The following is a 13,534-nucleotide window of genomic DNA, read 5'->3' as shown; positions in this document are numbered from 1 at the left end:
GAGACTTCTAAACGCGGCCTGCCGCGCCTTAAGTGCGGTATGCATAAATGGGTGCGCTCATTAATTTAAATGTATTTGATATAATATTAAAGTTTTTCAGGTAAATAACACATCGATACATTCTTTCACCAACCACGTTCCCCATGAAAAATCTGCTACTAATGTTTCTACTGATGCTGAGCGGACTGGCCGCTCATGCCCAGAATGTCACCGTGACCGGCCGGGTGACGGGTGCGTCGGGCGAGGCCCTGCCGGGCTCCACGGTGCTCGAGCGCGGCACCTCCAACGGTACTTCCACGGGCGGCAACGGCGAGTTCTCGCTCTCGGTGAAGCCTGACGCCGTGCTCACGGTGCAGGCCATTGGCTTTGCGGCCCAGCAGATTCCGGTGAACGGCCGCAGCAGCATCAACGTGCGCCTGGTGACCGCCGCGCAGGACCTCAACGAAGTGGTGGTGACCGGCTCCCGCGCCAGCGAAGGCCGCTCCAACATCCTCACGACGGCCCCGGTCGACGTGATTTCGGCCCGCGAAATCAAGGCCTTCGCCCAGACTGATGTGTCGCAGGTGCTTACCTACGCGGCACCCTCGTTCCAGTCGTCGCGCCAGGCCATTTCCGACGGCACCGACCACGTGGACCCCGCCAGCCTGCGCGGGCTGGGCCCCGACCAGGTGCTGGTGCTGGTGAACGGCAAGCGCCGCCACAATTCGGCGCTGGTCAACATCAACGGCACGGTGGGCCGCGGCTCCGTGGGCACCGACCTCAATGTTATTCCTCTGGCCTCCATCAAGCGCATTGAGGTGCTGCGCGAGGGCGCGGCGGCGCTCTACGGCTCCGACGCCATTGCCGGCGTTATCAACATTCAGCTCAAAGACGACTCCACCGGCGTGACGGCCAGCGCCACCGGCGGCCAGACCTATGAGGGCGACGGCCGCGTGTTTCAGGGCGATGCCAACGTGGGAATTGGCCTGGGCGGCAAGGGCTTCCTGGACGTGAGCGGGCAGTTTCTGAACCGCGGCTACACCAACCGCACCTTCGAAGACACGGCCCCGCTCATGTTCCTGGGCAACAACGGCGGCAACTACCCCGCCAGTGCCAACACCGAGCAACTGCGCCGCGACCTCAAGGCGCAGGACGACCAGCTGGTGCGCGAGCGCGGCTTCGACCGCAAAAACATGCGCGTGGGCAACTCGGAGTCCCGCAACTTCGGAGGTTTTGTAAACGCGGCCTACCGCCTGGGTGGGGGCGTGGAAGCTTACGTTTCGGGCGGCGTGACGCACCGCACTGGCAAGGCCGCCGGCTTCTACCGCCTGGCCAACCAGGCCGCGCAGAGCGACCTGTCCATCTTTCCCAACGGCTTCCTGCCGTTCATCAACACCACCATCAACGACCAGTCGGCCATCACAGGCCTGCGCGCCACCATCGGCGGTTTTGCCGCCGACCTGAGCAACACCTATGGCCGCAACGAGCTGAGCTTCGACATCAGCAACACCATCAACGCCTCGTTGCCGCAGGCGCCGGGCGTGCGCAACCCCACCGAATTTTACGCCGGCAAGCTGAATTTCAGCCAGAACACCACCAACCTGGGCTTGTCGCGCAAGTTCACCGGTATTGGGCCGCTGGCCACGCTCAACGTGGCGTTTGGCGGCGAATACCGCGTCGACCGCTTCCAGATTGGTGCCGGCGAGCCGAATTCCTACATCAACGGCGGCCGCCGCATCAACGTGACCACGGCCAACCCCAACGGGGCGCCCACGGCTTCGGGCGCGCAGGTGTTTCCGGGCTACCAGCCCAGCGACGAAGTGGACCAGTCGCGCTCCAACGTGGCCGGCTACGTGGACCTGGAAAGTGACATCACCGAAAAGCTGCTGCTGCGCGTAGCCGGCCGCGCCGAGAACTACAGCGACTTCGGTTCCAACGTGAGCGGGCAGGTGGCCGGCCGCTACAGCATCCTCGACGGGCTGGCCGTGCGCGGCTCGGTGGGCAACGGCTTCCGGGCGCCCTCGCTGCAGCAGCGGTACTTCACCAACACCAGCACCCAGTTTGTGAGCGGCATTGCCAACCAGGTGCTCACCGTAAACAACGACGACCCCATTGTGCGCAACAGCTTCAGCAACGCGGGCCAGAAGGGCTTTGGCGTGGGCCCCCTCAAGCAGGAAAAATCGGTGAACTATAGCCTGGGCATCACCGCCCGTGTGGCCCGCACCCTCACCCTGACCGTGGACGCCTACCAAATCGACATCGACGACCGCATTGTGCTCTCGTCGCAGTTTGCCAAAACCAACGCCGCCAACACGCCCCCGGTCACGGCGATTGACCAGATTCTGGCCGGCCGCGACGTGAGCCGCGTGCAGTTCTTCGCCAACGCCATCAACACCCGCACACGCGGCATCGACATCGTGGCCAACGAGCGCCTCACCTTCGGCGAGAGCCGCCTGGGCTTCACGGTGGCCGCCAACTTCACCGAAACCAAAGTGCAGGGCCTCAACACGTCGTCGAGCACCATCAACGAAAACGCCAGCCTGCAGAACACGCTATTCGACCGCCAGCAGCGCACCCGCATCGAGTCGGCCCAGCCCCGCAGCAAGATTAACCTGGCCGCCAACTACGGCTACGGCATCTTCGGCGTCGAGCTGCGCACCGTGCGGTTTGGGGAGGTACAATTCCGCGACGCCGACCCCGCCCGCGCCGCCCTCATCGACCAGAAGTTTGAGGCCAAATGGATTACCGACCTGTCCGTCAGCGCCCAGGTAATCAAGCAGCTCGGCATCACCATCGGGGCCAACAACCTGTTCGACGTGTACCCCGACAAGTTCCGCCTGAACCTCCGCAACAACCCCAACAACTTCTCGGTAGACCCGGCCACTAGCTTCAGCTCCAGCCTCGACAACACCAACCGCAACCGCTTCGTGTACAACGCCAACCAGTTTGGCTTCAACGGCGGCTACTACTTCGCCCGCCTCAACTTCACGTTGCTTTAGCCAATAGACAGGGTATTTTCCGCTGGTCTGCTGGCCGGAGTTTAAGCGCAGCGTTTGTCTGCTGGTCTGTTGGCCGGAGTTGTCGCTGCGCTTAAACTCCGGCCAACGTGCGGCTACTTGCCCGCTTCCGGTGTAGCCGAGGAGCTGTCCAGAATCTTAAACAGCTCGTCGAGCTTGGGCGTGAGGATGATTTCGGTGCGGCGGTTCAGGGCTTTGTTGGCGGGCGTGTCGTTGGCCGCTACCGGCTTGTACTTGCCGCGGCCCGAGGCCGTGACGCGCTCCGGGGACACACCGGCTGTGGTGAGCAGGCGGGCAATTTCGGTGGCGCGCAGGGCGCTCAGGTCCCAGTTGTCGGTCATGCCGGCGGTGCCGCGCGCAATGGGCACCGAGTCAGTGTGGCCTTCCACCACCACGTTCACGTCTTTCTGCTCCTGCAGCACGGTGGCCAGGGTTTTCAGGGCTTCCTGGCCTTTGGGGTCTACTTTGGTTGAGCCCGACTTGAAGAGCAGCTGCTCGGAGAGCGACACGTACACCTTGCCGTCTTTCAGCTTCACCTGCAGGTCGCTGCTGTTGAAGCTGAGCAGGGCCTTGCTCACACGGGCTTTCAGGTCGTCCACGGCCTTGTCCTTGTCGGCCAGGGCTTTTGTGAGCTCCGTGAGGCGGGATTCGCGCACTTTGAGGTCGGCGGCAAGGCGGTCGTTTTCGGCTTTGCTCTTTTGCAGGCTCACGTCCAGCGTGCCCAGCTCGGCTTCGCGGCGGGCCAGGTCCTGGGCCACTTTGTTGTATTCTGAAGACTTGCTGGCCAGCTCCCGGTCGCTGTTTTTGAGCAATTTGTCGTAGCTGGCATTCAACTGGTTGTAGAGGCCGCGGGTTTTGCGGTAGGCGGCACCGGTTTCGGTCGAGTCGGTGATGAGGCGCTTCTGGGTGAGGCGCAGCTGGGCCAGCTCGTCGGTGGCTTTCTGCAGCTCGGCGGTGGCGCCGCGGTATTGGCGCTCGGCGGCGGCTTTGCCTTCGGCGTCGGCGCGCTGGCGGGCGCTCAGGTCGTCGTACTTTTTGGCCGTTACGCAGCCGTTGAGGGCGGGCGCGGCTAGCAGGGACAGGGCGAGTAAGGCGGGAGAGAAGTTTTTCACGGGATAATAAGAGGCAACGGGCCAGTCCTGGGCAGCCAGACTGTCCGGCCGCGTTTGGTGGGGCAAGGTAGCGCCTGGCGCGCTGCCACCCCCACTTCAGCTCAATTTGCCCTTTATTTTTCGGCCTATCTTTGTTTGCTTCCCCGGCTGGCTGCGGCTGGCTGTCTTCCACCCCCAATCTGCTCTCTCTGAATGGCCTCCACCCTGACCCTGAGCCCCGAAAATGAAGCCCTCCTCGCCCACCAATGCGTGGTGAGCAAAGACCTGATTCACGCCCCCGGCCCCAACTTTCTGGACCGCTGCTTTGTGCCCGGCAGCCGCACGCCGCAGGTGCTGCGCAGCCTGGGCGCCCTCTACGGCCACGGCCGCTTGGCCGGCACCGGCTACGTGAGCATCCTGCCCGTCGACCAGGGCATTGAGCACACGACGGGTGCGTCGTTTGGCCCCAATCCGATGTATTTCGACCCCGAAAACATCCTCCGGCTGGCCCTTGAAGGCGGTTGCAATGCGGTGGCCACCACCTTCGGCACGTTTGGCACCGTGGCCCGCAAATACGCCCACAAAATCCCGTTTCTGGTCAAAATCAATCACAACGAGTTGCTGACCTACCCCAATAAATTCAACCAGATACTATTTGGGTCGGTGCGGCAGGCCTGGGACATGGGCGCCACGGCCGTGGGGGCCACCGTGTACTTTGGCTCTGAGGAAAGCAACCGCCAGATTACGGAAGTGACCGAGGCCTTTGAGGAGGCCCACCGGCTGGGCATGGCCACCGTGCTCTGGTGCTACACCCGCAACAACGCCTTCAAAACCGCCGCAAAGGATTTTCACGTGGCGGCCGACCTCACCGGGCAGGCCAACCACCTGGGCGTGACCATGGGCGCCGACATCATCAAGCAGAAGCTGCCCGAAAACAACGGCGGCTTTTCGGCGCTCAAGTTTGGCAAGACCTTTCCGTCGATGTACGAAACCCTGAGCACCGACCACCCCATCGACCTCACCCGCTACCAGGTGCTGAACTGCTACGCCGGCCGCATCGGCCTCATCAACTCCGGCGGCGAAAGCCTGGGCCAGGGCGACCTGGAAGCGGCCATCCGGACGGCTATCGTGAACAAGCGCGCCGGCGGCCAGGGCCTGATTTCAGGCCGCAAAGCCTTCCAGCGGCCCTTTGCCGAGGGCGTACAATTGCTCAACGCCATTCAGGATGTGTACCTTGATAAAAGCATTGCCCTGGCGTAGGCAGGCACCGGTCCGGCAGGGCCGGGCCGCGTTTTGCAAGTCCGATGTCGGATATGGCCTATCTTTGGCGCCCGGTTTTCATTCGGCCCGACAAGCGTTTGGCTTGCGGTCTTCCCTTCAAAATAAAGCTAATAGCGAACAGCTATCAGCCATCAGCTAACAATATGGCCTGGTTTAAGCGCGTAGAAAAGGGCATCGTTACCCCCACCGACCAAAAAAAGGAGACCCCCGACGGCCTCTGGCACAAGTGCCCGGAATGCAAAACCGTGGTGACCATGGCCGAGCACCGGCGCCACCGCTGCGTGTGCGCCCCCTGCGGCCACCACGACCGGATTGACGCCGCCGACTACTTCGACTTTCTCTTCGATGACGGCCAGTTCACCGAGCTCGACGCCAACCTGACCTCTGGCGACCCGCTGCGGTTTGTCGACACTAAGGAGTATCCCAAGCGCCTGGTGGCCACGGAGCACAACACGGGCCTGAAAGATGCCGTGCGCACCGCCCACGGCCTTTCCACGGGCCAGCCGCTGGTGGTGGCGGCCATGGATTTTAAATTTATTGGCGGCTCGATGGGTTCGGTGGTGGGCGAAAAAATTGCCCGCGCCATTGACTATGCCCGCCAAAACCGCACGCCCTTCCTGATGATTTCGCGCTCCGGCGGCGCCCGCATGATGGAAGCCGGCTACTCGCTGATGCAAATGGCCAAGACCTCGGCCAAGCTGGCGTTGCTGTCGGAAGCCGGCGTGCCTTACGTGAGCCTGCTCACCGACCCCACTACGGGCGGCGTCACGGCCTCGTTTGCCATGCTGGGCGACTTTAACATTGCCGAGCCGGGCGCCCTCATTGGCTTTGCGGGCCCGCGGGTTATCAAAGAAACCATTGGCAAAGACCTGCCCAAGGGCTTCCAGAGCGCCGAGTTTGTGCTGGAGCACGGCTTCCTCGATTTCATCGTGGACCGCCGTGAGTTGAAGCAGCGTTTGGCCGACTTGTTGGGCATGCTGCAGCCCGTGGTGGCTGCCGCGCCCGGGCAGCGCGAAGCCCGCCGCAGCGCCAGCAAGGCCCAATAAGAACGTTTTGACTGCCTTTTTAACATTCGGCACATTTATTGAAAAGCCCGTTTCCGATACCGGAACGGGTTTTTCCCGTATAAGCCCAAAAACACCTTCACCCAATTCTTTTTTTTCACATGAACTCCTCCAAATCACTCCTATCCGTTCTCATGGCTTTCGTGCTGATGTTCAGCTCGTGCGCTACGTCGCAGCAAGCCGGCACCCAGCCCGACCTTTCGGGTAACAACGGCACTGGCGCCCGCAAAACCGGCATGAGCAAAACCGCTAAAGGTGGCCTGATTGGCGCCGGTACCGGTGCAGCTGCCGGTGCTATCCTGGGCCGCGTAATTGGCGGCGGTGGCAAAGGCACTGCCATTGGTGCCATCGTAGGTGCTGCCGCTGGTGGCGCTACGGGTGCCATCATTGGCCGCAAAATGGATAAAGCTGCCGAAGACCTGCAGCGCGACATGAAAAACGCCAAAGTAGAGCGCGTGGGCGAAGGCATCAAAATCACCTTCGATTCGGGCATTCTGTTCGACACCAACTCGTCGACCCTGCGTTCGGCTTCGCTGAGCGAAATTGACAAGATGGCCGATGTGCTCCAGAAGTACCCCGACACCAACGTGCTAGTAGAAGGCCACACCGATGCCAGCGGTTCGGACGCCATCAACCAGCCCCTGTCGGAGCGCCGGGCGCAGGCCGTGGCCGGCGAAGCCATCGCCAAAGGCGTATCGGCCAGCCGCATCACCACGCAGGGCTACGGCTCGTCGCAGCCCATCGGCGACAATTCAACTGCTGAAGGCAAGCAAGCCAACCGCCGCGTAGAAATTGCCATCTACGCCAACGAGAAGATGAAGAAAGCTGCCGAAGACGGCCGCTTGTAGTCTGAAAATCCTCTCTCCAATGCCTGACTGCTCTCTGCAGCAGCCCGGCGTTAGAACCCAAAAAAAGGCCGCCCGATTGGACGGCCTTTTTTTATGTGGCGCTGCCAGGAAGGCTGCAACTCAGGCGGTGGAGGCTGCGTTTAACGAGCATTATTTTCACTGTTAATCGCTAATTGCCATGAAACCATTCAAGCTGTTTTTCCTGCTGGTGTTCTCGTTCTTTTTGCTGGCTGGTTCGGCCGTGCAGGCCCAAACGCCTAAAAAGGGGTGGAGCAATAAAGCCAAAGGTGCCACGGTGGGTGCCGGTGCGGGCGCCGTGACCGGGGCCATCATCGGGGGCGGTAAAGGCGCCGTTATTGGCGGCGCCGCGGGTGCTATAGGGGGCGGGATTATAGGCCGCAACCGAGACAAGAAGAGAGACCCGGCCCGTTACAGAGATTATCGCAAGAAAAAATAATTTTCTCGCAGACCGCATGGTCATATCAGTGACCCATGAAAAAGGCCCTTCCGCTATGGTTGAGCCTTTTTTGGTGCTTGGCCGTGCTGCGGTACTGGTTGGTCGAGCCCTGAAAGCAGTCGGGCCGGAAGAGTTTGGCAAGGTGGTTGCAAATACTGAACTTGCCGGCCTGCTGCTTCTAACTGCAGTACTTTTACCAGCCGCTAACCATTACCAAACCCTTTTTCACTCATGAAATTCCTTCGTTTGTCATTTACTCTTCTGTTGGCCCTGCTGCTGATGGTTGACAACTTCGCCCAGGCCCAGTCTTCTACCGTGGGCACCGCTCGCCCTAAGGGCACGATGAGCAAAACCCTCAAAGGCGGCCTTATTGGCGGCGTGGGCGGCGCGGTAGCCGGTGGCGTGGCCGGTCGCCTCATCGGCGGCAAGTCGGGCACTGCCAAAGGTGCTATCATTGGTGCTGCCGTAGGTGGTGCTGGTGGCGCCCTCATCGGCCGCCGCATGGACAAGCAAGCCGCTGAACTGCGCCGCGACCTGGAAGGCGCTACGGTGGAGCGCGTAGGCGAAGGCATCAAAATTACCTTCGCTTCGGGCATCCTGTTCAACACCAACTCGTCGGCACTGACGTCGGCCGCTGCCGGCAACATTGACCAGCTGGCCGCAACCCTCAAAAAGTACGGCGACACCAACGTAGTGGTGGAAGGCCACACCGATAGCTCGGGTTCGGACGCCATCAACCAGCCTCTGTCGGAGCGTCGCGCTCGTGCCGTGGCCAACGAAATCACGTCGCAGGGCATCGACGATGCCCGCATCACCTCGACGGGATATGGCTCGACCCAGCCCGTGTCCGACAACAGCTCGGTGTCGGGCAAGGCAGCCAACCGCCGCGTGGAAGTAGCCATCTTCGCCAACGAGAAAATGCAGAAAGCCGCCAAGCGTGGCCAGCTGTAAAACAAGTAGCTAGCACGCTAGCCTGAGAATGCAAAAGCCAGTGGCCGTTTTCGGTCGCTGGCTTTCTTTTGTGCTTAGCTGATTGGGTAACGTAGCCTGAGCAGCGCGGAAAGTACTTTTGGACATGATAATACCTAGTTGGTTGCGATTGGTGGCTCTGGCCGTGTTGATTTCGGGGCCCGGCTTCGCTCAAACCCGTAAAGTCGCTATGCCCACTGCCTCACGGGCCGCTGTTGCGGGCCTGCTGCGCTCGGGGCCTATGGTGGGGTATTCGGAAGTGCGCGAGGTGGCGCTGTGGGTGCAGGCCACCGGTCCGGCCACTGCCCAGATTGAATACTGGGAGCCGGCCCGGCCCCAGCAGAAATGGCGCACGGTGGCCGTTGCGGCCACCGCCGCGCACGCCTACGCCGTGCACCTGCTGGCCGATAAGGTGCAGCCCGGCCGCCGCTACACTTACGCCCTGTACCTGAACGGGCAGCTGGTGGCGCGCCCGTACCCGCTGGAGTTTCAGAGCCAGGCGCTGTGGCAGGGCCAGCAGGCGCCGCCCGATTTTCGCTTCGCCATGGGCTCCTGCGCTTACATCAACGACGCGCCGTATGAGCGGCCCGGCGTGTTGCCCGGCAGCGGCTACGAGATTTTCACGAGCATCAACGCCCAGAAGCCGGACTTCATGCTCTGGCTGGGTGACAATAGCTACCTGCGCGAAGCCGACTGGAACACGCGCACGGGCATTTACCACCGCTATGCTCACTCCCGCGCCGTTCCCGAAATGCAGCCGCTGCTGGCCCGCGCCCATCAATACGCCATCTGGGACGACCACGACTACGGCCCCAACAACGCCGACCGCAGCTTCGTGAACAAGGGCCTGATGCTGAGTGCATTTAAAGACTATTGGGCCAACCCAAACTACGGCCAGACGCTGGGCGAGGGGGTTGGCGGTACTTTTCAGTGGAACGACGTGGAGTTTTTTCTGCTGGATAACCGCTGGTTTCGTTCTTCCAACAACTACAACGCCAAGGAAGGCAGCTACCTGGGCGCCGCGCAGCTCACGTGGCTGCTCGATGCCCTGTCCAGCAGCACCGCGCCGTTTAAGATGGTGGTGGTGGGAGGGCAGGTGCTAAACCCAGCCAAGGTATTTGAAAACTATAGCAACTACGAGCAGGAGCGGGCCGCGCTGCTGCAAGGCATTGCCGCCCGCAAAATCAGCGGCGTGGTGTTCCTCGACGGCGACCGCCACCACACGGAGCTCACCAAGCTGGAGCGCCCCGGCACCTACCCGCTCTACGATTTTACCTGCTCGCCCCTCACGGCGGGCGCCGGCACCAGCGGCCGCACCGAAGCCAACACCAGTCGCGTAGACGGTACCCTGATAACGGAGCGCAACTTTGCGGTAGTTGCTGTGAGCGGCCCGCCGGCCACACGCCAGCTGCGCCTATCGGTGCATAACCAAGCCGGCAAGCTGCTCTGGGAGCGCAGCATTGCGGCTAATGACCTGAAATGACAACCTAACGGCCCGCCGGCCGGTACAACCGGCCATGCCTGCTCCCGACGCTACCTACGCCTCGCCCGCCGCCGAAAAAGCCTGGGCCGACCACGCCATTCTGGACTACTTCTACGGCCACCTGCCGCCGGAGCCGCGCCGCACGCCCATGCGCGAGCTCATCTCCACGGTGTTGTCGCACCGCACCACCCACGCCGACGAAGAGCTAGCCTACGACCGCATGCTGGAAGCCTACGGCGACTGGCCCGGCGTGCTGGCCGCGCCCACCGCGGAGCTCGCCCACGCCATCCGCACCACGCGCTGGCCCGATACGCAGGCGCCGCGCATTCAGGAGATTCTGCGGCGCATTCAAGCCGAGACCGGTGGAGCTTTTGACTTGGATTTTCTGGCTGAATGGCCAGTGGACAAGGGCATGGCCTGGCTCACGGATATGCCCGGCATTGGACTGAAAACCGCTTCGCTGGTGCTGCTTTTCAACTACCAGAAGCCTGTGCTGCCCGTAGATGCGCACGTGCACCGGGTGGCGCAGCGCGTGGGCTTTTTGGGGCCGAAGGTGTCGGTGGAGAAAGCCCATAGCGTGCTGCTGGCCCTGCTGCCCGCCGATGGCGAAACGCTCTTCAACTTCCACAAGCACAACTACTGGCACGGGCAGCAGATTTGCTTTTTCCTGAAGCCTAACTGCGCGCGCTGCCCCCTCAAGGGCTTCTGCAACTACTACCAGGAGCACCACGGCGCGGCCACGGCGGAGGCCCTGGCCGTTACGCCCACCCAGTGGGACTCTGCTGCCTGGGGCAAGCTGCCGCATTAGGTTTAACATCCAGATGAGCATGACGTTCTGGTTGTTTTCAGGAAGACGTGCCAGGGACTGTACCTTTACGCCATGCGTCTCGTTAAGCATCCCGTTCTGTGCAATTACTACGTCACGTACCGGTGCAATGCTAAGTGCGCGTTTTGTGATATCTGGGAGAAGCCCTCGCCCTACATCACGCTGGAAGACGTGGAGCGGAACCTGCGCGACCTCAAGCGCCTGGGGGTGTCGGTGCTGGACTTTACGGGTGGCGAGCCACTGCTGCACCGGCAGCTGCCGGAGTTTCTGGCACTGGCCCGCGAAATGGGCTTTATTACCACCGTCACGACCAACGGCCTGTTGTACCCCAAAAACGCGGAGAAGCTGCGCGGGCTGGTCGACATGCTGCACTTCTCGCTGGACTCGGCCGACCGCGACACCCACGACCTGGGCCGGGGCGTGGCCTGCTACGATTTCGTGCTCGAAAGCATTCGTGTGGCCAAGGAGCTGGGCGAGCGGCCGGACATTCTCTTCACCGTGTTCCGCAAAAACCTGGCGGACCTGGAGGCCGTGTACCGTGACATCACCCAACCCAACAACCTGGTCCTCATCCTGAATCCCGCCTTTGAGTACGGCGACGTGGAAACCGGCGAGCAGCTCACGCCCGAGGAGCTGGACTACCTCTCCGCTTTCGGCAAGCGCAAGGGCGTGTACCTCAACGAGGCCTTTATTGAGCTGCGGCGCGACGGCGGCAACCACGTGGCCGCGCCCGTGTGCCGGGCGGCCAGCACCACGCTGGTCATCTCGCCCAGCAACGAGCTGGTGCTGCCCTGCTACCACCTCGGCGAACAGAAATTCCCCATCGAGGGCAAGTTGTTTGACCTCTACAACGCGCCCGAAACCCAACGCCTGGCCGCGCTGGAAGGCCGCCTGCCCGCCTGCGAAGGCTGCACCATTAACTGCTACATGCAGCCCAGCTTCGCGGTGGAAACCAGCAAGTATTTCTGGCAGGCCCTGCCCAGCACGCTGAAGTACAACTGGGAAAAAGGCACCTGGAAAAGACTGCTGCGGGCGTAAATCGTCTGTCATGCTGAGCGGAGCGAAGTATCCTCTCACCGCTGAACAAATCGGTGATGCGTGATAGGATGCTTCGCTCTGCTCAGCATGACAGATGGCGTTTGAGCCGTTTTTACTATTTGCTTACATCATCCTCTAGCACCAATGCCAGCCCTCATCCTCCCCGTTCACGGCATCTCGCCCACCATTCCGGCCGACTGCTTCATTGCTGATAACGCCACCATTGTGGGAGATGTGGTCCTCGGCTCGAAATGCACGGTCTGGTTCACGGCCGTCATTCGCGGCGACGTGCACCGCATCCGCATCGGCGACGAAACCAACGTGCAGGACGGCGCGGTGCTGCACTGCACCTACCAGCAAGCGCCGCTCACCATCGGCAGCCGCGTGAGCATCGGGCACCGGGCGCTGGTGCACGGCTGCACCGTGGAAGACGATGTGCTCATCGGCATGGGCGCCATTGTGATGGACCACGCCGTGGTGGGCACGGGCTGCATCATCGCGGCCGGGGCTGTGGTGCTGGAGAATTTTGTGTGCGAGCCGGGCTTTTTATACGCCGGCGTGCCCGCCCGCAAAATCAAGCCCGTGACGGAGGCGCAGCGCGAAGGATTGCAGCGCACCGCCGCCAATTACCAGATGTACGCCGGCTGGTTTCGGTAGCGAGCACGCTAAATGATGCTGTGACTCGCAGCCCCGGCCGCTGCTGAAAAGTCCCTAAAAAATCCGGATTTTCTCGTGCCATGGGGCTCAGTGAGATTGTTTGTCTCTGAAAGGGGCAAATAGGAAGTCCATTTTGTCCACATTTTTAGTTTTGCAGGGACGTCTTAGCCCGTACATTCGGTGCGATTGATACTGTGGGCCTCTGTGGCTTCACAGTGGCTGCGCTTATGCAGCAACTCAACGCATCATCCGGCTACGCGCTACCTCATGGATTTCCCCCAAAAACCAGCTGGATATCCTGCTCTGTTGCTGGCCGTGTTATTGGGCCTGAGCCAGTGCAAAAAGGACGACCCCGACCCGGTAGACCAACTGCCGCCCGCTACCCAGACTGGGGCCAACACCTTCGGTTGCCTCGTCAACGGGCAGGCTTGGACCCCACAAGGCTCTGATGGCGGTTCTAATTACAGCGTATACTACGACCGCGCCTACCGAAACGGAACATTTAATATATCAACTTATCGCTATGCAGGTAATGAGTTATCAAAACAGATAATTGCTATCTATTCTGACAGTTTACGCACAACCGGAAATTATCCGTTGGCGAAAGATGGCCGCCAAGAAGCACTTTTCAAGGACCGACGTACCGGTTGTGAATTTTTTGGTGGTACATATTACCGTCGGGGCAGCTTAACCATCACACGCCTGGATTTGCAAGCTGGCATCATCTCCGGCACATTCGAGTTCACCCTGGCCAAGCCCGGCTGCGACACGGTGCGCGTCACCAACGGCCGCTTCGACAAGCGCCTCTAACTTTTACTGTGGAA

The 13,534-nt window shown here is 61.4% G+C and carries 13 protein-coding genes; 12 read left to right on the top strand and 1 reads right to left on the bottom strand.

The window, feature by feature from the left end:
* The first annotated feature begins 143 nt into the window (after nucleotides 1-143).
* On the top strand, nucleotides 144-2,978 hold the full coding sequence (locus BEN48_RS05870; protein WP_070733675.1) for a TonB-dependent receptor: 2,835 nt from the start codon (nucleotides 144-146) through the stop codon (nucleotides 2,976-2,978).
* A 113-nt stretch (nucleotides 2,979-3,091) separates the two neighbouring features.
* Here BEN48_RS05870 and BEN48_RS05865 read toward each other — a convergent pair whose 3' ends face one another.
* Nucleotides 3,092-4,108 (bottom strand): OmpA family protein, encoded by a 1,017-nt coding sequence (locus BEN48_RS05865; RefSeq protein WP_070733674.1) that lies wholly within the window; start codon nucleotides 4,106-4,108, stop codon nucleotides 3,092-3,094.
* A gap of 192 nt (nucleotides 4,109-4,300) precedes the next feature.
* Here BEN48_RS05865 and BEN48_RS05860 point away from each other — a divergent pair, with 192 nt between their 5' ends.
* From BEN48_RS05860 to BEN48_RS18655, 11 genes are all read left to right on the top strand, one after another.
* Nucleotides 4,301-5,347, top strand: coding sequence for a class I fructose-bisphosphate aldolase (locus BEN48_RS05860; RefSeq protein ID WP_070733673.1), 1,047 nt, complete (start codon nucleotides 4,301-4,303; stop codon nucleotides 5,345-5,347).
* Between the two features lie 164 nt (nucleotides 5,348-5,511).
* A complete protein-coding gene (gene accD, locus BEN48_RS05855) occupies nucleotides 5,512-6,414 on the top strand; it encodes an acetyl-CoA carboxylase, carboxyltransferase subunit beta (protein ID WP_070733672.1) in 903 nt (300 codons plus the stop codon).
* Between the two features lie 119 nt (nucleotides 6,415-6,533).
* Nucleotides 6,534-7,280: an OmpA family protein gene (locus tag BEN48_RS05850; protein WP_193408657.1), complete on the top strand. Its 747-nt coding sequence runs from the start codon at nucleotides 6,534-6,536 to the stop codon at nucleotides 7,278-7,280.
* A 178-nt stretch (nucleotides 7,281-7,458) separates the two neighbouring features.
* Entirely contained in the window at nucleotides 7,459-7,737 is a 279-nt protein-coding gene (locus tag BEN48_RS05845; RefSeq protein ID WP_070733671.1) for a YMGG-like glycine zipper-containing protein, read from the top strand.
* Nucleotides 7,738-7,753: 16 nt separating this feature from the next.
* Complete coding sequence (locus BEN48_RS18660) at nucleotides 7,754-7,972, top strand: hypothetical protein (RefSeq protein WP_125932498.1); 219 nt, start codon at nucleotides 7,754-7,756, stop codon at nucleotides 7,970-7,972.
* Nucleotides 7,969-8,688, top strand: a complete 720-nt coding sequence (locus BEN48_RS05840) for an OmpA family protein (RefSeq protein WP_241502189.1) — start codon at nucleotides 7,969-7,971, stop codon at nucleotides 8,686-8,688. The genes BEN48_RS18660 and BEN48_RS05840 overlap by 4 nt, the downstream gene beginning before the upstream one ends.
* Nucleotides 8,689-8,896: 208 nt before the next feature.
* Nucleotides 8,897-10,189, top strand: a complete 1,293-nt coding sequence (locus tag BEN48_RS05835; RefSeq protein ID WP_094122935.1) for an alkaline phosphatase D family protein — start codon at nucleotides 8,897-8,899, stop codon at nucleotides 10,187-10,189.
* Between the two features lie 34 nt (nucleotides 10,190-10,223).
* Entirely contained in the window at nucleotides 10,224-10,997 is a 774-nt protein-coding gene (locus BEN48_RS05830; RefSeq protein WP_070733669.1) for an endonuclease III domain-containing protein, read from the top strand.
* A gap of 72 nt (nucleotides 10,998-11,069) precedes the next feature.
* Nucleotides 11,070-12,053 carry a radical SAM protein gene (locus tag BEN48_RS05825; protein WP_070733668.1) on the top strand — a complete coding sequence of 328 codons (984 nt, stop codon included), beginning with the start codon at nucleotides 11,070-11,072 and terminating at the stop codon, nucleotides 12,051-12,053.
* A gap of 144 nt (nucleotides 12,054-12,197) precedes the next feature.
* Entirely contained in the window at nucleotides 12,198-12,710 is a 513-nt protein-coding gene (locus BEN48_RS05820; RefSeq protein WP_070733667.1) for a gamma carbonic anhydrase family protein, read from the top strand.
* A 267-nt stretch (nucleotides 12,711-12,977) separates the two neighbouring features.
* Nucleotides 12,978-13,520 carry a DUF6252 family protein gene (locus BEN48_RS18655; protein WP_125932497.1) on the top strand — a complete coding sequence of 181 codons (543 nt, stop codon included), beginning with the start codon at nucleotides 12,978-12,980 and terminating at the stop codon, nucleotides 13,518-13,520.
* The last annotated feature ends 14 nt before the right edge of the window (nucleotides 13,521-13,534 follow it).

Source organism: Hymenobacter glacialis (genome assembly GCF_001816165.1).
GTDB lineage: Bacteria > Bacteroidota > Bacteroidia > Cytophagales > Hymenobacteraceae > Hymenobacter > Hymenobacter glacialis.
This window is presented reverse-complemented; position numbering and strand designations above follow the sequence as displayed.

Bases quoted from the DNA above. Each gene is read 5' to 3' on its own strand.
- BEN48_RS18655 (WP_125932497.1), top strand. From the start codon at position 12,978: ATGGATTTCCCCCAAAAACCAGCTGGATATCCTGCTCTGTTGCTGGCC.
- BEN48_RS05860 (WP_070733673.1), top strand. From the start codon at position 4,301: ATGGCCTCCACCCTGACCCTGAGCCCCGAAAATGAAGCCCTCCTCGCC.
- BEN48_RS05835 (WP_094122935.1), top strand. From the start codon at position 8,897: ATGCCCACTGCCTCACGGGCCGCTGTTGCGGGCCTGCTGCGCTCGGGG.
- BEN48_RS05825 (WP_070733668.1), top strand. From the start codon at position 11,070: ATGCGTCTCGTTAAGCATCCCGTTCTGTGCAATTACTACGTCACGTAC.
- BEN48_RS05820 (WP_070733667.1), top strand. From the start codon at position 12,198: ATGCCAGCCCTCATCCTCCCCGTTCACGGCATCTCGCCCACCATTCCG.
- BEN48_RS18660 (WP_125932498.1), top strand. From the start codon at position 7,754: ATGGTCATATCAGTGACCCATGAAAAAGGCCCTTCCGCTATGGTTGAG.
- BEN48_RS05845 (WP_070733671.1), top strand. From the start codon at position 7,459: ATGAAACCATTCAAGCTGTTTTTCCTGCTGGTGTTCTCGTTCTTTTTG.
- BEN48_RS05850 (WP_193408657.1), top strand. From the start codon at position 6,534: ATGAACTCCTCCAAATCACTCCTATCCGTTCTCATGGCTTTCGTGCTG.
- accD (WP_070733672.1), top strand. From the start codon at position 5,512: ATGGCCTGGTTTAAGCGCGTAGAAAAGGGCATCGTTACCCCCACCGAC.
- BEN48_RS05870 (WP_070733675.1), top strand. From the start codon at position 144: ATGAAAAATCTGCTACTAATGTTTCTACTGATGCTGAGCGGACTGGCC.
- BEN48_RS05830 (WP_070733669.1), top strand. From the start codon at position 10,224: ATGCCTGCTCCCGACGCTACCTACGCCTCGCCCGCCGCCGAAAAAGCC.
- BEN48_RS05840 (WP_241502189.1), top strand. From the start codon at position 7,969: ATGAAATTCCTTCGTTTGTCATTTACTCTTCTGTTGGCCCTGCTGCTG.